This is a genomic window from Serratia sp. LTN-2, from assembly GCF_059740205.1.
In genome coordinates this window covers 166,046-183,843 of the sequence record NZ_JCAXDO010000003.1, presented here as the reverse complement: position 1 = coordinate 183,843, position 17,798 = coordinate 166,046, and the positions used below count along the sequence as shown (strand labels likewise).

Here is a 17,798-nt window from a genome sequence, read left to right as displayed (position 1 = left end):
ATTTTGCTGGCGCAGAGCGCGCGGTTTTTGTCACTGTAGGCCTATGTTTTGCCTTTGAGGACGATTCCCGATGAAAAAGATTGGTTTTCTCTCGTTTGGCCACTGGTCGCCTTCCGCTCAGTCCGGCACCCGTTCAGCGGCGGATGCGCTGCTGCAGTCTATCGATCTGGCGGTCGCCGCCGAAGATCTGGGGGCGGACGGCGCCTATTTTCGTGTGCACCACTTCGCGCGCCAGCTGGGATCGCCATTCCCGTTGCTGGCCGCCATCGGCGCCAAAACCCAACGCATCGAGATCGGCACCGGCGTGATCGACATGCGCTATGAAAACCCGCTGTATATGGTGGAGGACGCCGGCGCGGCGGATCTGATCGCCGGCGGGCGTTTGCAGCTCGGCATCAGCCGCGGCTCGCCGGAGCAGGTGATCGACGGCTGGCGCTATTTCGGCTATGCCCCGGCCGAGGGGGAAACCGACGCGGACATGGCCCGTCGCCATACCGAAGTCTTTCTGGAAGCGCTGCGCGGCGAAGGGTTCGCTGAACCCAATCCGCAGCCGATGTTCCCCAATCCGCCCGGGCTGCTGCGGCCGGAGCCGTTTTCCGCCGGGCTGCGCGATCGCATCTGGTGGGGTGCCGGTTCGAACGCGACCGCCGTCTGGGCGGCGAAGCTGGGTATGAACCTGCAAAGCTCGACGCTCAAGAACGACGAGACCGGCGAACCCTTCCATATCCAGCAGGCCAAGCAGATCCGCGCCTATCGCGCCGCCTGGCAAGAGGCCGGCCATGCGCGCGAGCCGCGGGTTTCCGTGAGCCGCAGCATCTTTGCGCTGGTGGATCAGCGGGATCGCAATTACTTCGGCGGCGGCGGCAAAGAGGGCGATCAGCTGGGGTATATCGACGCGCAGACCCGGGCGATCTTCGGCCGCAGCTATGCCGCCGAGCCGGACGCGCTGATCGAGCAGTTGGCGCAGGACGAGGCCATCGCCGAAGCGGATACGCTGCTGCTGACCGTGCCTAACCAGCTGGGCGTGGATTACAACGCCCACGTTATCGAATCGATTTTAACCCATGTCGCGCCGGCGCTCGGCTGGCGCTAAACGGAGGACTGGCATGTCACGTATTTTCATTACCGGCTCGGTGGACGGGCTGGGCCGCGCCGCCGCGCAAACGCTGTTGGACGAAGGGCATCAGGTTATCCTGCATGCACGCGCCCCCGGCCGTCTGGAGGCGGTGCGCGATCTGCTGGATCGGGGCGCGCAGGCGGTGATTGGCGACCTGTCCGAGGTGCAGCAGATCCGGCAGGTCGCCGAGCAGGTGAATCGCCTCGGCCGCCCGAATGCGGTGATCCACAACGCCGGCATGTTCACCGGGCCGCAGGTGATGCCGGTGAACGTGATAGCGCCCTATCTGCTGACGGCCCTGATCGAACGCCCCGATCGCATCGTCTACCTGAGTAGCAGCATGCACTTTGACGGCGTGGCGGAACTGAACGGCGTGGACTGGCTTGGCGGCGCAGCCGGCTCCTATTCGGACAGCAAGCTGTTCGTCACCGCGCTGGCCGCCGCCGTGGCGCGCCTGTGGCCCGGCGTCATCAGCAGCGCAGTCGATCCCGGCTGGGTGCCGACCAAAATGGGCGGCGCGGACGCGCCCGACGATCTGGCGCTGGGACACGTGACGCAGGCGTGGCTGGTGAGCAGCGATGAGCCGCAGGCCCTGGTTTCCGGCGGTTATTGGCACCATCAGCAGCGGTTGGATCCTCATGCGGCGGTGCACGACGAGGCGTTTCAAACGGCGCTGCTGGCGCAGTTGGCGCGCGTGAGCGAGGTGAGTTTGCCTCAGGCCTGATGGCCGCGTTCTCCTGGCCCGTCGGTGGTTATCGGCGGGCTTTTTTATGCCCGCAGGGTGAACCGACGGGGCTTTTCTTATACAGTGGTTGCCTGGCCTGTTTTGATTGTTATTTATATTATCGCCATGCACACATTTCTGATTATCGTCCCCGAAGGGGGCATGCTGTTCGAAGCGGCGGGCATCGCCGATATTCTGATGCAGGCCAATCGCCTGAGCCCTGCCGAGGCGCCGCTGTATCAGATCGCGGTCGCCACCACGCAATCCCATCGGGTGGTACACGGCCTGTCCGGTCTGAGCCTGCTGGCCGATCATCGCCTGGCGGATCTCGATCCGGCCCTGCCGCGCGATACCGTCATCGTCGCCGGCAAAGGGGCGACCGAAGAAGAGGGCGCCCTGGTGGCGGATTGGCTGCGCCGCGCGGCCCCGCAGGCGCGCCGTATCGCCTCGGTCTGCGGCGGGGCTCTGCTGCTGGCCGAGGCCGGCTTGCTGGACGGACGACGGGCGACCACCCACTGGCGGCTGGCGGAAACGCTGCAGGCGCGCTTCCCGCAGGTGCAGGTCGAAAACGGCCCGATCTACGTGCAGGACGGGCCGATTTGGACCTCCGGCGGCGTCAGTTCCGGCTTCGATCTGACGCTGGCGCTGGTGGAGGACGACTATGGCTTCGTACAGGCCCGCGAAGTGGCACAGGACCTGGTGATGTTTCTACGCCGCCCCGGCGGGCAGGCGCAGTTCAGCCGCTACCCGCTCAACCAGGCCAAATCGCCGGGCCCGATCCGCGACCTGCAGTCCTGGATCCTGGAGAATCTCGCCGACGATCTCAGCGTCGATCGGTTGGCCGAGCGCGTGGCGATGAGCCCGCGCAACTTTACCCGGGTGTTCACCCGCGAGACGGGCATTTCTCCCGCCAAATTCGTCGAAGAGGGGCGGTTGCATACCGCCAGGCAGCGCCTCGAGCAGAGTGCGGAAGGCATCGAACAGGTCGCCCTGGCCACCGGCTTCGGCAACGGCCTTAACCTGCGGCGCGTGTTTGAACGCAAACTGCAGTTGACCCCAAGCGAATACCGTGAGCGCTTCCATGCGCGCAATTTGGCGTAAATTGATTGGTAAACGTCATTTACGCCGCCTCGGGGCAGGGCTAGATTTGAGGCAAAGCCCAAAACGAGGAGATCATCATGGTGAGAGTTGGCATTAATGGCTTCGGCAGGATCGGACGCAACGTGCTGCGCGCGGCGCTGGGGCGCAGCGATTTCGAAGTGGTGGCGATCAACGATCTGACGGACAGCAAAACGCTGGCGCACCTGCTGAAATACGACACGCTTTCCGGCACGCTGGCGGCCAGGGTGGAAGCCGGCGACAACCAGCTGCTGCTGGACGGCCGGCCGATTCAGGTATTTTCGCAGCGCGATCCCGCCGAGATCCCCTGGAGCAGCGTGGGTGTGGACGTGGTTATCGAAGCGACGGGCTTCTTTACCGACAAGACCAAAGCGGAAGTGCACATTACGCACGGCGGCGCCAAGCGGGTGATTATCTCGGCGCCGGCCAAGAACGACGACATCACCATCGTCATGGGCGTTAACGACTCGCTCTACGATCCGGCGCTGCATAAGGTGGTCAGCAACGGTAGCTGCACCACCAACGGGCTGGCGCCCGCCGCGCAGGTGCTGCATCAGGCGTTCGGTATCGAATACGGGCTGATGAACACCACTCATGCCTATACCAACAGCCAGGCGCTGCACGATCAGCCGGAAAAAGATCTGCGCGGCGCGCGGGCGGCGGCGGAATCGATCGTGCCTTATTCCAGCGGTGCGGCCAAGGCGCTCGGCAAGGTGATCCCGGATCTGGACGGCCGGTTGACCGGTTACTCGCTGCGGGTGCCGGTGCCGGTGGTTTCGATCGTCGATCTGACGGTGACGCTGAAACGCCCGGCGACGGTGGAGGAGATCAACGCCGCTTTCCGCGCGGCGGCGGCGTCCGGCCCGTTGCAAGGGATCCTGGGGTACAGCGATGAACCGCTGGTGTCGAGTGACTACCGGGGCGATGCGCGCTCATCGATTATCGATGGTTTGTCCACGCTGGTCATCGGCGGCAACCTGGTGAAAGTGCTCGCCTGGTATGACAACGAGTGGGGCTTCTCCAATCGGTTGGTCGATCTGGCGCTGCTGATGGAAAAACGCGGGCTGTAAACGTCCAATAGCAAAAAGCCCGCTTAAGTTTCCTTAAGCGGGCTTCTCTAAATATGGCTCCTCTGACTGGACTCGAACCAGTGACATACGGATTAACAGTCCGCCGTTCTACCGACTGAACTACAGAGGAATCGTGTGAACGGGGCGCATGATATCCAGCAGCCCCGGGTGTGTCAACGCTAAATTGCCTTGAGCGGTTCGACTGCTCGGTATCTGAGCAATGCGCCCGTCAATCAGCCCATTACGCGTCGTTTTCCGCCTGGCCGCGCAGCAGACGCGCCAGCGGATCCTGGCGGTAGAAGCGGCAAAAGTGCTGATACAGCGCCGGGAAACGTTCGGCCAGCAGCTCGGGGGCGCTGAAAAAATACTCCGACAGCACGGCGAAGCACTCGGCCGCATCGGTGGCGGCGTAGGCGTCCATGCTGGCGGCCTCTTCGCCGACCATGTCGATCTCGTCCTGCAGGCTTTCCATCGCGGCGTGCAGATCGTGTTCCCAGGCAGCCACCTCGCGCAGCGGGATCGGCGGCACGCCTGTGGCGACGCCGCCGTTGCGCATATCCAGCTTGTGCACCGCTTCGTGGATCACCAGGTTAAAACCGGAAAGATCGAAAGAGTCCTGCACGTCTTGCCAATTGAGCACGATCGGCCCCTGTTCCCAGCTTTGGCCAGACTGCACCACCGGCCCCGAGTGCACCAGGCCGATCTCGTCCTGCCATTCGTCTTCCACCACGAACGGAGTGGGGTAGAGCAGGATTTCGTTGAAGCCGTCGAGGCACTCCGCGCCGAGCTCCAGCACCGGCAAGGCGAACAGCAGGGCGATGCGCGCCTGCATTTGTGAAGTGAGCTGCAGCCCCTGCAGCGGCACGATGCGCTTTTGCTGCAAAATCTGCCCGGCGACGGCCACCAGCCGCTGCCGCTCCTGCTCATCCAGCGGCGAGAGCAGCGGGATCGCCAGTGCGTCCTGCCACTGGGCCTGAATGTCTGCCTGGGGTTGAGAGGGTTGAGTCGCTTTCCACGGCCATTTAATCATCAGGTTGCTCGTAAAGTCATCACTTGAACGTTCGGCTGCATGCTAGTGCTGTAAAAATGCCGCAAAAGCGGGCATGATAGCAAGCGTTGTCAGGAGAGATGCCGGAGCGGCTGAACGGACCAGTCTCGAAAACTGGAGTAGGGGCAACTCTACCGGGGGTTCAAATCCCCCTCTCTCCGCCACTTCCCCCCCCCCCCCCCCGCGTTATTACCCATCGATTCAAATTCCTTTTCATTTTCTTCTGTCTAATGCGCTGTAACCGTTCGATTTGCAACGTGTTTGCGTTGGTCGGCATCCCGTTTCGCATTATAACCCGTGCATTATCAACGAATAGCATTTTACGATTATGTTCTTCATTTTGTGAGCTATGTTGCGCTCAAATACGATGCGGCGCTTGAGACAAGAACGTGGCTGCGGCCTGTCAATCAGGCTGAGCGTATGAAACGGCTACGGTGATCATGCCTGCCGGCCAAAGCCAGTCTACTAACAGGTCCAATCTTGCCAAAATGGCGTTTATTTACACGCGATTTCTCGCGCGCTAATATGTGTGCACATGCACATAAATGATCAGTCTCCTGCCCGAAACGAGGGCGACAGAAGGGACTGACCGCCTGGAGACTGGAGGACTTGACATGAGTTTGCTCGATTGCGCACTGGATTTTCGCCACTTCATTGAGGAGCTGCGTCGCCGAAAAGATTTGGTCGACGTGCATCAGGAAGTCTCCGCCGATCTGGAGATAGCGGCTGTCTGCCGCCGGGCTTACGAGCAACGGCTCTCGGCTCCGCTATTTCATCATGTGGCGGGCGCGATGCCGGGAGCCCGCATCCTCGGCGCGCCGGCCGGCATGCTCGCTTCGCCGGAATACGCCTATTCTCGTCTAGCCCTGCATTTCGGGCTGCCGCCGGAGAGCACTCCGCGGGATATCGTGGCGGCGATTCGCCGGGCGGTGAAGGCGGAACCGCTAGCCCCCGATTACTGCTCGACCGGGCCGGTGAAAGAGAATATTTGGCGAGGCGACAAGGTTGATCTGGAACGCTTCCCGGTACCGCTGCTGCATGAACGGGATGGCGGGCGCTACTTCGGCACTTACGGATTCCATGTCGTGCAATCCCCGGACGGGCAGTGGCACAGTTGGGGCGTCGGCAGGCTCATGATGCTCGATCGCAATCGTCTCACCGGCCCGGCAATCCCCACCCAACACATCGGCATGATCCGTGAAATGTGGCGCCGAGAGGGGAAACCTACGCCGTGGGCGATGGTGCTCGGGGCGCCGCCTGCCGCGGTGGCGGTGGCGGGGATGCCGTTGCCGGCCGGCGTCAGTGAGCCGGACTATGTCGGCGCGCTGCTCGGTAAAAGCGTCACGCTCACCCAAGCGGAAACCAACGATCTCTGGGTGCCGGCCAATGCGGAAATTGTGCTGGAAGGTGAAATCAGCCTGACGGAGACGGCGTTGGAAGGGCCGATGGGGGAGTATCACGGCTATCAACATCAGCAAGGCCACGAACAGCCGGTGTTCCATGTGCACGCGGTGACATTTCGCGATGACCCCATTTTGCCTATTTGCGTCGCAGGCACGCCGCCGGAGGAAAATCATACGATCTGGGGCACCATGATCTCGGCTCAGCTGCTGGAGACCCTGCAGAGCGCGGCATTGCCCGTCGACTTTGTCTGGTGTTCCTATGAGGCGGCAACCTGTTGGGCGGTGCTCTCCATCGATATTGAAAAACTGGCCGGCATGAAGACCAACGCTGCTGATTTTGCCGATAAGGTCGCGGAGATCGTCTTCGGTTCGCATGCGGGCTACCTGATCCCCAAACTGATTCTGGTCGGCAATGACATTGATATTGTCGATATCGATCAGGTGGTTTGGGCGCTGGCCACGCGTTCACATCCGGCGCGCGATCATTTTCTTTTCCCGGGCGTGCGCGAGTTCCCGATGGTGCCGTACCTGACGGAAGAGGACAAGGCGCGCGGCAGCGGCGGCAAAGCCATCATCAACTGTCTGTTCCCTGAGCAGTTCAGCGGAGTAACGCGTGCGGGCACGGCCTCTTTCAGACATGCTTATCCGGAACAGGTCAGGGCAAAAGTCGAAGCTAATTGGAAACAGTATGGATTCTGAAAAGAAAGGCGTACATAGTGGCCGACGGGGGATGGGATTGCCCAACGGCGCGCTTTATAAGATGACGGAAGTGGTGCGTCACCGTGAAAAACGGCTGTCTGCGTTACTGGCTTTACAAGGGCTCAGCCTCCATGAGTGGCGCGCGTTGCGCATTCTCTACAGCTTTCCGGGCGATGTGTCCATGAGCGATGTGATAGCGCATTCGCAGACCGATCGCACTGCGCTTGGACGCACGCTCACCCAACTGGTTAACCGGGGATGGGTTGCGCGTTTCCCCGATCCGGAAGATAAGCGGGCGGTATATCTGCGCGTGATGCCGGCGTCTCGCCCTATTTTTGACCAGGCGAGACAGCGGGTGGCGGATTATGACGCACAGCTGATGGCCTGTCTGGATGACGTCGGGCTCAGTGCCCTGGATGACGCACTGCAACGCATGATGCTGTTCATCGAGAGCGCGTAGTCCGTTCCGACGAAGCCAGCGCCGTATTTCCCGAGTGACCTCATCACGGTGTTGTACTGTTGCCCGCGGGTAAGGTAATTTGCTGATGGCAATGACGACTGACGCAGGGGCCAACGGACATGAATGAAAGGATCGACTACCACATCGAGAAATACCACTTCGCGCCGCTGGATGAAACCCCGCGGCTTGCGCACCAGTGGAGCGAGGTGCTGAACGAGTGTCGCCAGACGCAGGCTGGGGCGGAAGAGCGCCTGCGCATTGCGCTGCTCAACGTGGACTATGTGACCAGTTTTGAATTGCCTTTCCGTTTATTGCTGGTCAGGGCGCCGCAGCTGATCGCCGGCCTGCGTGATGAGCTGGCGCTCAGTCAAAAAAATGTGGTGTTCAACGGCAAACGCTTTGGTTGCGTTTACAGCTTAAAAAGCGATTTAAGCGGCGTGCCCGAGGCCTTCCAATACGGCCTGTCGACCCGTATTCATCGAACCTCTGCGTCGGGCGTGGACGCGCTGCCTTACCGGGAAATCGCCAAAACGCTCAAGGCGCCGCGTGAGCGGCTCAAGCTGGCGCTGGATCAAGGCCTGCAGGTCACGGCGCTGGACGGCCTGTTCTGGTTCGGCATACAGCGCATCGCCGCCGAAGTGCGCAGGCTAAGAAAAGCCGGCATGGCGATCGCGACGGCGGAAACGGAGATCTTCGATACCCTGACCGGTACGACGCGCAAGGTGCCGGTGTACCGGTTGGCCGATCGTTAAGCGCCGTTTCCGCACAGAAGAAGTGAAAACCAAGAACCTCCTTATTGATTGCACGGCTTATCGATAGGCTTCATTCCGCGCGATCGCGTATTTCCCGCTGCCCAGCAGCAGGATGGCGAGCCCGCCCATAAAGAACACCAGTTCGTTTTCAATCCCCCAGGCACCGACGTCGGTGACGGTGAATACCTTGCCGGTGCCCACCATCAGAAATGCCACCACCAGCGTAAAGGCGTAAACCAGCGCGGCGGGGCGGGTAAACAGCCCCAGGATGATCAGGATCGGCGCCAGGATCTCGCCGACATACACGCCATAAGCGATGAAGGCGGGCAGCCCTTGCTCCTGCAACGCGCCGGCGATCCAGCCGACGCCGTGCTGAACTTTCGCCACGCCGTGAAACAGCATCAGCCCGCCGAAGGTCAGTCTGAGCGCCAGTTTGCCCGCATCCGGGCGATCAAAAAGACGAGTGAATGCCGCATTCAGTGACTTAACCATGGCCTTTTCTCCTGAATAGGAATGATTTTCAATCAATATATCAATTGGGGGAATGCGAAAGATGTTCTGGATCAGTAAAAGGGTGGGCTTCGCATCGAATTTGCGCCTGGAAGCCAGGGGGAAAGGAGGGAGGCCATCCCGGCGTGCGCCTTGCTTAAGGGGACGAGGGCGGCTGTTGCGTTCAGGTTTATTACACGGAATAACATTTTCACACAGGCTGAACGTGGGGTAAAAAAAGTCTCTGCGCCGTTTCCGGTATCACCTTATTATGATGCTGCGCATTCCTTTCATATCCTTTTTTGCCCTCAGGAGTGACGCCTGCGCCAATGCGCGAGGATAGCCGACAACATAAAGATTAATAAGGTTTTTCTTCATGAATAAACGGCTTTGGCGTGCACTCGATATAACTCTATAGGGTTAATCATGCTTTTATTTTGAACGACTAACTAATTAGCGGTTCTTTTTCGCAATTTTATTGGGAATTATCTTGCTTATTTTGTTTTGCGAAAGTTGATTCTGTGGGGTGAAATGCTTCGCGCTGAGTTTATTTCTGGATTTTTTCTTTTTTTTTGATGGGAATTCAACGCTGAAGAGAATCCGACTGATTCCATGATTGGCATTATGAGCGGCTGTAAACTTTGGTGAACTATTTTTATCAGCCTAAAAATAATAGAATTACCATTTTTTTAAGTTATTGAATTGTTTAATTAATGTATATTAATTTGTTAATTTTTTATTAAAAAAATAATATTTTCCCTTGATATTGGTTTCGGCTTTGCTAGTATCAAATTAGTGGTCTTATCAGTTGGGAAAACATCTCTTGAGCATGGAGCGGATCACGGGTCTTAACAGAAGTGTCGCCGTTGCAAGGGCTGGGTGGTTATTTAGCTGTCAGGTTAAATGACATTGTTTATACCACTTTAGCAAAGTAGGCGCTTTTATCGCGTGATGCTTCGGTGTTGGCCTGCTGCAAAAGAACATGCAGGTGAAAGAGCATTGAATCTTAAGTTGCTCTGATCATTACCGTGGGTTAACTATAAAAAATGTTGCTTTATCAACCCCGCTGTTTGCGTGCTAAAACCGTGTTCGGTGCGCCACGGCGTAATGTTAACCTTGTACCAAAGCGTTAAAATTAATAATCAAAACTCTCGCCAAATTGTTTATTTTCACACCAGGTTTCGTATGGGTAAGTACTGAGTGCTGGAAATGAAAGTCACACTGTCATCGTCTTCTGCTGATCATTGCGTGCTGCTCGATCGCAAGAAACGAATGGCTGTCATGGTTTTATGAAAAAATTTCACTATTTACTGTGGTTATCATTTGTTTATTAAATTATTTGTATTCTGGTGTTTTATTGGAATTGTCCTACCAACAGGGATACGTTGTTTTTAGGGCATTTTTTGATTTTTTTCCTATTATTAGCTTGCATAATTATTGATTGCAACTTATTGATTTTAAAATGAAAAAATAAATATGTAAATGTAAAATAGTTTAAACCGATCACTGAGTTTTTATTGATAGGTTTAATCTATTATTGTTGTTAATATTAATACATCTAAACAATTTGCGGGCTTGGTGACGACTAATTAGGCTAAAAGGACTCTGGGAAAGACTGGCGAATGTAAAAGCCCATTTTTATAGGCTTTATGTTTGTAGTGCTGATGAAAAGGATATCAGGCCATGAATGAAGTCATCTCAACAGCAGTTAACGGCGTCGAATTTGACCCTCGATACAGTGAAATTGAATTTACGTTATCGGAATTCGACAGCCAAACCGATCCGCTGAATGCCGTGGACAATGCACGCGATATCAATTGGCATGCTATTCGCGAGCAATCTGCCGCCTTGCTTGAGCAGTGCTTCGATTTGCATGTCGTGCTGTGGTTTATGCGCGCCAATCTTCATATCGATGGTTTTTCGGCTGTCTATCAGGGCATCACCACTATCGACGGCAAATATGCCGAAGAGGGGAGCACCATTTTCCCTCAGGCCGATATGGAGCCGGCGACGGACAGCTTTCATGCGGCCGCATTAGGCTGGCTCGCTACCTCGTCCTGCCTGCACGAAATCAAGAACAGCAAGATTTTCCCCGACACGCCGTTAACCACTGATGAACTGCTCAATATGCGAATTGACGAGCAGGAAGGCAAAAGCCTGCATTTCTCGGAAGTGGTGAAAGTGTTGGGGCAGGCTGACAGCTATTTTGCCGGCAGAAACATGCCGCCATTAAAGGAACAGCTGTCTCGGGGAATAGATGCCCTGGAGCGCGTGGAAAACTACGCCAACCTGCAGGCCGAAGATTATCGGCTGGACTGCCGGCAGGTGCGTGACTATTTGACGCTGTTCAGCCGTCAATTGCTTTCTCTTGAACAGCAGGAGTTGCCGGAGGATATCGGCGCTGCGCCGGCCGACGCGGAAGCGGCGGAGACGCCGGCCACCCTGCCTGGCAAATATATCCGTTCCCGGCAGGATGTCATCTTGCTGTTGGATCAGGTTTTGGACTACTTCCAAAACTATGAGCCCAGCCATCCGGCCCCCATTCTTATTCGACGTTCGCAAAAAATGATCGGTATGGACTTCGCGACGATTGTTGAGGAGCTTTTGCCGGAATCTCTGGCCTCGTTAAATCAATTGTCCGGGAAGTAATTTTTCTCACAAAGGAGTTTTCCAATGGCTAAGGACTCAAGCTCTCAGAAATTTATCGGTAAAAATAACGCGCCCCGCGTGCAAATTGAATATGACGTAGAGCTCTACGGTTCGCAAAAGAAAGTAGAGTTACCTTTCGTCACGGGGGTCATGTCCGATCTCTCTGGGCATCGGAAAAAACCTTTGCTGCCGATCGAAGAGCGGAAATTCCTGACGTTCGATCAGGACAATTTCAACGATCGCATGCGCGCCATTAAACCTCGTCTTCAATTTTACGTGGAGAATACCCTGAGCGAAGACGATGCGCTGCTGGATGTGGAATTAGAGTTTGAATCGATGGAGGATTTTACGCCTGGCGCCATCGCCAAACGGGTTCCGCAAATGCAACGTCTGCTGGAAGCCAGGGAACATCTCACGGAGCTCATCACGTATATGGATGGTAAATCCAGCGCGGAAGAGGTGGTGAAGAATCTGCTGGAGAAGCCCGATTTTCTGCATCGCTTGGTGACGGATGCACGCAAAACGGTCGCGGATGCGGAACAGGATGTGCAGGATTCGGGCAATAAAGGAGATGAGGAATGAGAGCGAGGCAACGACGCTATTCAGCTAAACAGCAGGCAACGGCGGTCGCTGAAGTTGAGACGCAGGAAACGGAAAATGAGCTTGACGGTTTGCTCAAGCGTTCATTCCGGCCGAGAACGAACGAGGCCTCAGAAGCGGTTCGTCGGGCCATCGGCACGCTGTCCGAATATGCCAACCAAGGCAAGGTAAAGGTCAGCCAGGATGTCGTATTGACCATTGAATCGTTGATCGCCCAGATCGATGAGCAGCTGTCGCAGCAGATGAACAATATCTTGCACCATAAGGAGTTCCAGAAGCTGGAGTCCGCCTGGCAAGGTCTGAGTTATCTGGTCGATAACACCAACGTCAGCGAAACGCTGAAGATTCGGGTATTGAATATCAGCCAGGATGAATTGACGCGCAATCTGCGGCGCTATCGAGGATCGGCCTGGGATCAAAGCCCGGTGTTCAAACAAATTTACGAACAAGAGTATGGTCAGTTCGGTGGCGAACCCTTCGGTTGCATCATCGGCGATTTTGAGTTCGATCACAGCCCGATGAGCGTGACGCTGCTGACGGAGCTGGCGAAAATTTCCGCCGCCTCGCACTGTCCGTTTATTTCCGCCGCTTCGCCGTCGCTGTTGCAGATGAGCAAGTGGAACGAACTGGGCAACCCGCGGGATATCGGCAAGATTTTCACCACGCCGGAGTATGCCTCCTGGCGCCGCCTGCGCGAAAGCAACGATTCGCGTTATCTGGTGCTGACCATGCCGCGCTTCCTGTCGCGTTTGCCTTACGGTGCCAAGACCAACCCGATCGAAGAGTTCGCTTTCGAGGAGGCCGTCCGGCCGGATATGGATGATGATTTCTCCTGGGCCAACTCGGCGTATGCGATGGGCGTGAACATCAACCGCGCCTTCCATGAGTACGGTTGGTGCTCGAAAATCCGCGGCATCGAATCCGGCGGCTCGGTAGAAGAACTGCCCGCCTACGCGTTTCCTTCTGATGAGGGCGGTTATGAGTTGACGTGTCCGACGGAGGTCGCCATTTCCGATCGGCGTGAACAGGAGCTGTCAGACGCCGGGTTCTTGCCTTTGGTTTATCGCAAGCATTCTGATTTCGCTGCCTTTATCGGTTCTTGCACCATGCATGCCCCGGCGAAATACGAAGATCCGGATGCGACGGCCAACGCCAAGCTTTCCTCCCGGCTGCCGTACATTTTCGCCACGTGCCGCTTTGCGCACTATTTGAAATGCATCGTACGCGACAAAATCGGTTCTTTCCGTTCCAGAGACGATATGCAGCTGTGGCTGAATGACTGGCTGATGAATTACGTCGATGGCGATCCTTCCGTGTCGACGGAGGCGACGAAAGCGCGTCGTCCATTGGCCGCCGCCGAAGTTCGCGTTGAGGATGTTGAAGACGATCCGGGTTATTACCGCGCACATTTCTATTTGCGCCCGCATTACCAGTTGGAAGGCATGACCGTGTCCTTGCGACTTGTATCAAAACTTCCGTCAGCCAAAAAAGATGGGAGCAGATAAGTTACGGCTGGTCATTGGTTTGGATATTGCCGACGCCTATTATTAAATGGCGTGAGTGTGAATTGATATTTCGTTGAAATTTAGCGGCGTTATTCTCTGCGTCATGGCTATTTATTGATGGCTGATGGATTCCCATTTCCGCTATTTCAATGATTGCGTTGGCAATATAACGACTTATCTGAGTGGATATTTCAATTAACGTAGTAGGACCTATCAGTCAAGGAGACAAAAATGAGCACTAAAGCATTAGTAGACTATTTTTTGAAGATTGAGGGTGTAGACGGCGAATCCCCTGACCAAACCTATCCGGGATGGATTCAGCTGCAAGCCTGGCAATGGGCGGAGGAAAATGCCGGGCGCTGGGGATTCGGCAGCGGCGGTGGGTCCGGCAAAGTCGAAATGAAAGACTTTGAGTTTCGCATGGTAAGTAATAAGGCCTCGCCCAAGCTGTTTCTGATGTGCGCCACCGGCGAACATATTCCTCAGGCAAAACTTGTTTGCCGTAAATCAGGCCAGGGTCAGCAAGATTTTATTGCCGTGACCTTCAGTAACTGCCTGGTTTCCTCATTCAAGACCGTGGGCAATATGCCGCTGAACTCCACCATCGGTACTGAAATCGATACCGTGCTGCCAACCGATGTTATCAAGCTGAATTTCGCACGTATCGAAGTTGAGTACAAAGAGCAAAACAACGATGGCTCCATGGGTGCGGTGATTAAGACGGGGTATGACCTCAAGCTTAATGCCCGTATCTGATCATTGATGTCATAACACTTATTGCAGGCCGTCTGCCCGCAGAACCTTGCGGGCAGACACAATCATTACCGCGAGGTGTTAAATGAAAGCGTCATTGCCCATGCTATTCGATAAGCTCAGCGTGAGAAATCAAAGCGGCAGCGCCGATAATTGGCGGCGCGTCCTGGTGCGTGATATCGAATTTTTACTGAATGACGCATCGCGCAGCGCAGATTTAAAACTTCACGATTATGCGCATAGCGAAAGCTCGGTATTGAATTATGGTCTGCCGTCGCTGAGCCAACGAATACCCATTAATACCGATCCGCTAACGTTGGCGAGACATATACAAAGAATTATTACTTCTTTTGAGCCGAGATTGGATCCGAAAACGATTCGCGTGGTGCCGGTCGTGAATGAGCGTCAATCGTATGTATTGGCAATCTTATTTGATATCTATGGCACTTGCTCATTACCGGGCGACGAAATGCTGGTTAATTTGCGCATAGCTCTTGATTATTCCTGTGGCGCCGTACACGTATTTGATTAATAGAGGTGACTATGTTCAGTGAGCGCTTTCTCCAATTATATAATGATGAGCTGCGTTATTTTCGCGAGGCCGGTCGTCAATTTGCCTCTTCTCATCCTCAGGTCGCTCAGCATTTGGGCATGCATATCGACGGCGTGCTGGATCCTTTCGTCGAGCGTCTGTTGGAGGGCTCCGCTTTTCTTTGCACCCGCATCCAGGAAAAACTGAACAACGAGCAGCCAGAATTTGCCTTGCAAATGCTTTCTCGCCTGGCGCCCTTGTGGTACACGCCCGTTCCCGCGATCGCCACCGTCGCGATTAAGCCCGATCTCTCTTTCCCCCAGTGGCACAGCCAGGTCGATCTGCCGCGGGGAAGCCGAATGACCCTCAACGATATCTCGCTGAACAACAAACCCGCCACCTTCACCACGGCGCGGCATATTAAAGTGCAGCCCGTTGAGATTTCATTGGCGGAATGTGAAATTTTGCCGCCTCACCATCTGCCTGACGGCGCCGCCAGGCATATGCAAGATTGTTCAGCCTACGTCAGAATCGGCCTGACCACGCACGGCGTGTTGCCCGTCTCGGAACTGGACCTCGAACCCTTGCACCTGACGTTGGCGGAAGATACGGTGCGGGCCAATCAGCTGATGGCCGCGCTGCTTAATCGCACCTTGCGCATCGTGCTATGGGCGAAAAACGATGACCGGCCGATCGTCAAAGTCCTGCAACCGGAAAGCCTGCGCCTGGGCGGCGTCGGCGACGAAGAGGCATTGTTGCCCACCGCGGTAGGGGAATTGCCCGGCAACCGGCTGATGCGCGAATACTTTGCGGCACCGAGCCGCTTCTTCAGCCTCGAGCTGCATGGCGTACAGGATTTTCTGCGTCAATGCGAACGCGTCCATGAGTTCGAGATCTTGTTTGCTCTTGAGCAACGCCCACTGACTCTGATCGGTCGCGTCAACGCCAGGGATTTTCATCTGTTCGCGACCCCGGTCATCAACCTGTATCGCCGTCATTGCTCGCCGGTGCTGTTGACGGGTGAGCGCACAGAGCACCAGCTGGTGGTCGACCGTTTGAACACTTCGCTGTATGAGATACATAGCGTTAAACAGGTAAAAGGCATGTTGCCGGACGGCAACCCGGTGATTTTCTCTTCGCTGCAGGCCGACGTGCATTACGACTGTGAACGGGAGCCGGCGGGTTATACGCTGCAGCGTCGTCGCGAGCCGTCGCCATCCAAATACAACAACCCGCACCTGCCCAACGAAGATACTTTCATCGCCATTTCGCCGGGCAAAAGCGGTATCGACATCGACGACATCACGTCGCTCAGCGTCGAGGCGCTGGTCTGCGAACGGCATCTGGTGCCTGCGCACCTTCAGCAACCACATTTCCAACTGGAAACGGCGATGCCGATCCACCAGGTGGAGATCGTCCGCTATCCGAGCAACCCTGTCGCGGTGCCCAACATCAGCCAGGCGTGGCAAGCGATTCAGATGCTGGCCTCCAATCCTTTGCGCCATGCGCGTCCGGACGTTCAGGATTGTTCGGCGCTGTTGCGCGATTGGCTGTCGTTGTTCTGCCATCAGGATGACTCCAGCCAGCGCAAACGCATCGCCAGCATCAAAAATGCCTGGGTGGAGCACCACTTCGAACGCAATCAGGGGCCGGGGCCGCTCGCCTGGATCCGCGGGGCCGAGATCGCCGTCAACTTGAGCGCCAACCATCATGCCGACCACGGCGCCTATCTGTTCGGCAAAATATTGCACCACGCGCTCAGCCAATACGGCGATTTGAACCAAACGTTGAGCATGAAGCTGTTGCTGGATGGGGAAACCCACGCCGACTGGGGGGCGCTCTACTATGGCTGATATGTCGTTGATGCGCGAAACGGCGCTGTCGTTGGAGCCGGCGACGGGGGCGCAAGGCGAGAGCCTGGGCCAGGCCGAAATCCGCGGGCTGTCCAATCGGCAGGATTTTTTCGAGTTGCTGCGGCGTATCGAACGCGCGCAGCCGGATGCGCCGCGGCTCGGCGTCTCCAACGATCGCAGCCGCGAAAGGCTCTGCATCACCCAGCCGGCGGATATGGCGTTTGCCTCGCGCGAAATCGCCTCCATCGTGCAACGCCCGACGCAGGTGCTGATTCAGGCGCGGCATTTCGGCATGTTCGCCCCTTACGGCCCGCTGCCGATCCATGTGACCGAGCACGCGCGCACCGAAGTCATCGCCCGGCGCAATCAGGCGTTCCAGCAGTTCGTCGGCATCGTCAGCCAGCGCTTCGCCGTCTTGCACTACCGGGCCTGGGCGCAGTTGAAGGCGATGATCGGCCATGATCACGACGATGACAAAAACCCGTTCTTGCATCATTTGCGTCAGACGGTGGGCGTCGATACGGCGTTGACGGTAAACCCGCATATCCAGCGCCTGCGCGAAGCCTATCCCGGCACTTATCTGCCGGGGCGTCGCTCGCTGCGGCAGTTGACCAAGATGCTGACGGCCTATTTCGCCGTTCCCATCACCATTACGCCGCGCTACGCCAAGTGGATCGACGACGGCAAAAAAAGCGGCAGTCAAAAGCTGGGCAAGTTGGGTCGCACGCGCATCGGCAGCCGCTTTTTCGATGCCCAATACGGCGCGCATATTCAAATCGGGCCGCTGGGGGCCCCGCATTACCAGCAGTATCAGCGCGGCAGCCGGCGGCTGCAGGCGCTGGTGAGTATCTGTCATGACTTCACGAGCCATCAGCTGATGCTGGACGTCAGCCTGCTGATCGCCACGGAGCCGGGCATGGCGGCGCAGCTGGGCGGCAAGTCGCTGAGTAAAGACAGCTGGCTGAAACCTAAGACAGGGACGTTTAGGCAGCTGGTTTATCAATCAACAACTTAATATAAGGAAA

16 protein-coding genes and 2 tRNA genes are annotated in these 17,798 nt (G+C 56.5%); 15 read left to right on the top strand and 3 right to left on the bottom strand.

What is annotated here, in order from left to right:
• Window positions 1-70: 70 nt before the first annotated feature.
• From AC6BYQ_RS08025 to gap, 4 genes are all read left to right on the top strand, one after another.
• Window positions 71-1,093, top strand: coding sequence for an LLM class flavin-dependent oxidoreductase (locus AC6BYQ_RS08025; protein WP_063917911.1), 1,023 nt, complete (start codon window positions 71-73; stop codon window positions 1,091-1,093).
• 13 nt (window positions 1,094-1,106) lie between these two features.
• Window positions 1,107-1,841, top strand: coding sequence for a Rossmann-fold NAD(P)-binding domain-containing protein (locus AC6BYQ_RS08020; RefSeq protein ID WP_498056656.1), 735 nt, complete (start codon window positions 1,107-1,109; stop codon window positions 1,839-1,841).
• Between the two features lie 126 nt (window positions 1,842-1,967).
• Window positions 1,968-2,942, top strand: a complete 975-nt coding sequence (locus tag AC6BYQ_RS08015) for a GlxA family transcriptional regulator (protein WP_025160319.1) — start codon at window positions 1,968-1,970, stop codon at window positions 2,940-2,942.
• Between the two features lie 77 nt (window positions 2,943-3,019).
• The gene (gap, locus tag AC6BYQ_RS08010) at window positions 3,020-4,030 is read left to right on the top strand and encodes a type I glyceraldehyde-3-phosphate dehydrogenase (protein WP_154746466.1); all 1,011 of its coding nucleotides are present in this window, start codon (window positions 3,020-3,022) and stop codon (window positions 4,028-4,030) included.
• Window positions 4,031-4,084: 54 nt separating this feature from the next.
• On the opposite strand, the gene AC6BYQ_RS08005 is transcribed toward gap, so the two are convergent.
• Window positions 4,085-4,160, bottom strand: a tRNA-Asn gene (locus AC6BYQ_RS08005).
• Between the two features lie 111 nt (window positions 4,161-4,271).
• Window positions 4,272-5,060 carry a DgsA anti-repressor MtfA gene (gene mtfA, locus AC6BYQ_RS08000; protein ID WP_063918634.1) on the bottom strand — a complete coding sequence of 263 codons (789 nt, stop codon included), beginning with the start codon at window positions 5,058-5,060 and terminating at the stop codon, window positions 4,272-4,274.
• A gap of 92 nt (window positions 5,061-5,152) precedes the next feature.
• Between mtfA and AC6BYQ_RS07995 the strand changes: the two genes are divergently transcribed.
• The 4 genes from AC6BYQ_RS07995 to AC6BYQ_RS07980 all read left to right on the top strand — a co-directional run bounded on the left by AC6BYQ_RS07995 (window position 5,153) and on the right by AC6BYQ_RS07980 (window position 8,392).
• Window positions 5,153-5,242 (top strand) — tRNA-Ser (locus tag AC6BYQ_RS07995).
• A 450-nt stretch (window positions 5,243-5,692) separates the two neighbouring features.
• The gene (locus AC6BYQ_RS07990; protein ID WP_498056655.1) at window positions 5,693-7,180 is read left to right on the top strand and encodes a UbiD family decarboxylase; all 1,488 of its coding nucleotides are present in this window, start codon (window positions 5,693-5,695) and stop codon (window positions 7,178-7,180) included.
• Entirely contained in the window at window positions 7,170-7,640 is a 471-nt protein-coding gene (locus tag AC6BYQ_RS07985) for a MarR family winged helix-turn-helix transcriptional regulator (protein WP_498056654.1), read from the top strand. Before AC6BYQ_RS07990 ends, AC6BYQ_RS07985 begins: the two co-directional genes overlap by 11 nt.
• A 119-nt stretch (window positions 7,641-7,759) precedes the next feature.
• Window positions 7,760-8,392 (top strand): ECs1377 family protein, encoded by a 633-nt coding sequence (locus AC6BYQ_RS07980; RefSeq protein ID WP_019452512.1) that lies wholly within the window; start codon window positions 7,760-7,762, stop codon window positions 8,390-8,392.
• 57 nt (window positions 8,393-8,449) lie between these two features.
• On the opposite strand, the gene AC6BYQ_RS07975 is transcribed toward AC6BYQ_RS07980, so the two are convergent.
• Window positions 8,450-8,884 (bottom strand): DoxX family protein, encoded by a 435-nt coding sequence (locus AC6BYQ_RS07975; protein WP_019452514.1) that lies wholly within the window; start codon window positions 8,882-8,884, stop codon window positions 8,450-8,452.
• A gap of 1,680 nt (window positions 8,885-10,564) precedes the next feature.
• Between AC6BYQ_RS07975 and AC6BYQ_RS07970 the strand changes: the two genes are divergently transcribed.
• From AC6BYQ_RS07970 to tssG, 7 genes are all read left to right on the top strand, one after another.
• Window positions 10,565-11,530: a type VI secretion system protein TssA gene (locus AC6BYQ_RS07970; RefSeq protein ID WP_074053768.1), complete on the top strand. Its 966-nt coding sequence runs from the start codon at window positions 10,565-10,567 to the stop codon at window positions 11,528-11,530.
• A gap of 24 nt (window positions 11,531-11,554) precedes the next feature.
• Window positions 11,555-12,112: a type VI secretion system contractile sheath small subunit gene (tssB, locus tag AC6BYQ_RS07965; protein WP_019456176.1), complete on the top strand. Its 558-nt coding sequence runs from the start codon at window positions 11,555-11,557 to the stop codon at window positions 12,110-12,112.
• On the top strand, window positions 12,109-13,635 hold the full coding sequence (tssC, locus tag AC6BYQ_RS07960; protein ID WP_019456177.1) for a type VI secretion system contractile sheath large subunit: 1,527 nt from the start codon (window positions 12,109-12,111) through the stop codon (window positions 13,633-13,635). Before tssB ends, tssC begins: the two co-directional genes overlap by 4 nt.
• A 231-nt stretch (window positions 13,636-13,866) precedes the next feature.
• A complete protein-coding gene (locus AC6BYQ_RS07955) occupies window positions 13,867-14,391 on the top strand; it encodes an Hcp family type VI secretion system effector (RefSeq protein ID WP_004935369.1) in 525 nt (174 codons plus the stop codon).
• An 82-nt stretch (window positions 14,392-14,473) separates the two neighbouring features.
• Window positions 14,474-14,920 (top strand): type VI secretion system baseplate subunit TssE, encoded by a 447-nt coding sequence (locus AC6BYQ_RS07950; RefSeq protein WP_071532884.1) that lies wholly within the window; start codon window positions 14,474-14,476, stop codon window positions 14,918-14,920.
• Between the two features lie 11 nt (window positions 14,921-14,931).
• Window positions 14,932-16,773, top strand: coding sequence for a type VI secretion system baseplate subunit TssF (gene tssF / locus AC6BYQ_RS07945; RefSeq protein WP_025160410.1), 1,842 nt, complete (start codon window positions 14,932-14,934; stop codon window positions 16,771-16,773).
• Window positions 16,766-17,788: a type VI secretion system baseplate subunit TssG gene (tssG, locus tag AC6BYQ_RS07940; protein ID WP_498056653.1), complete on the top strand. Its 1,023-nt coding sequence runs from the start codon at window positions 16,766-16,768 to the stop codon at window positions 17,786-17,788. Before tssF ends, tssG begins: the two co-directional genes overlap by 8 nt.
• Window positions 17,789-17,798 lie beyond the last annotated feature (10 nt).

Excerpts from the sequence above, each read along its gene's own strand:
- AC6BYQ_RS08025 (WP_063917911.1), top strand. The coding sequence starts at position 71 with ATGAAAAAGATTGGTTTTCTCTCGTTTGGCCACTGGTCGCCTTCCGCT.
- AC6BYQ_RS08020 (WP_498056656.1), top strand. The coding sequence starts at position 1,107 with ATGTCACGTATTTTCATTACCGGCTCGGTGGACGGGCTGGGCCGCGCC.
- AC6BYQ_RS08015 (WP_025160319.1), top strand. The coding sequence starts at position 1,968 with ATGCACACATTTCTGATTATCGTCCCCGAAGGGGGCATGCTGTTCGAA.
- gap (WP_154746466.1), top strand. The coding sequence starts at position 3,020 with ATGGTGAGAGTTGGCATTAATGGCTTCGGCAGGATCGGACGCAACGTG.
- mtfA (WP_063918634.1), bottom strand. The coding sequence starts at position 5,060 with ATGATTAAATGGCCGTGGAAAGCGACTCAACCCTCTCAACCCCAGGCA.
- AC6BYQ_RS07990 (WP_498056655.1), top strand. The coding sequence starts at position 5,693 with ATGAGTTTGCTCGATTGCGCACTGGATTTTCGCCACTTCATTGAGGAG.
- AC6BYQ_RS07985 (WP_498056654.1), top strand. The coding sequence starts at position 7,170 with ATGGATTCTGAAAAGAAAGGCGTACATAGTGGCCGACGGGGGATGGGA.
- AC6BYQ_RS07980 (WP_019452512.1), top strand. The coding sequence starts at position 7,760 with ATGAATGAAAGGATCGACTACCACATCGAGAAATACCACTTCGCGCCG.
- AC6BYQ_RS07975 (WP_019452514.1), bottom strand. The coding sequence starts at position 8,884 with ATGGTTAAGTCACTGAATGCGGCATTCACTCGTCTTTTTGATCGCCCG.
- AC6BYQ_RS07970 (WP_074053768.1), top strand. The coding sequence starts at position 10,565 with ATGAATGAAGTCATCTCAACAGCAGTTAACGGCGTCGAATTTGACCCT.
- tssB (WP_019456176.1), top strand. The coding sequence starts at position 11,555 with ATGGCTAAGGACTCAAGCTCTCAGAAATTTATCGGTAAAAATAACGCG.
- tssC (WP_019456177.1), top strand. The coding sequence starts at position 12,109 with ATGAGAGCGAGGCAACGACGCTATTCAGCTAAACAGCAGGCAACGGCG.
- AC6BYQ_RS07955 (WP_004935369.1), top strand. The coding sequence starts at position 13,867 with ATGAGCACTAAAGCATTAGTAGACTATTTTTTGAAGATTGAGGGTGTA.
- AC6BYQ_RS07950 (WP_071532884.1), top strand. The coding sequence starts at position 14,474 with ATGAAAGCGTCATTGCCCATGCTATTCGATAAGCTCAGCGTGAGAAAT.
- tssF (WP_025160410.1), top strand. The coding sequence starts at position 14,932 with ATGTTCAGTGAGCGCTTTCTCCAATTATATAATGATGAGCTGCGTTAT.
- tssG (WP_498056653.1), top strand. The coding sequence starts at position 16,766 with ATGGCTGATATGTCGTTGATGCGCGAAACGGCGCTGTCGTTGGAGCCG.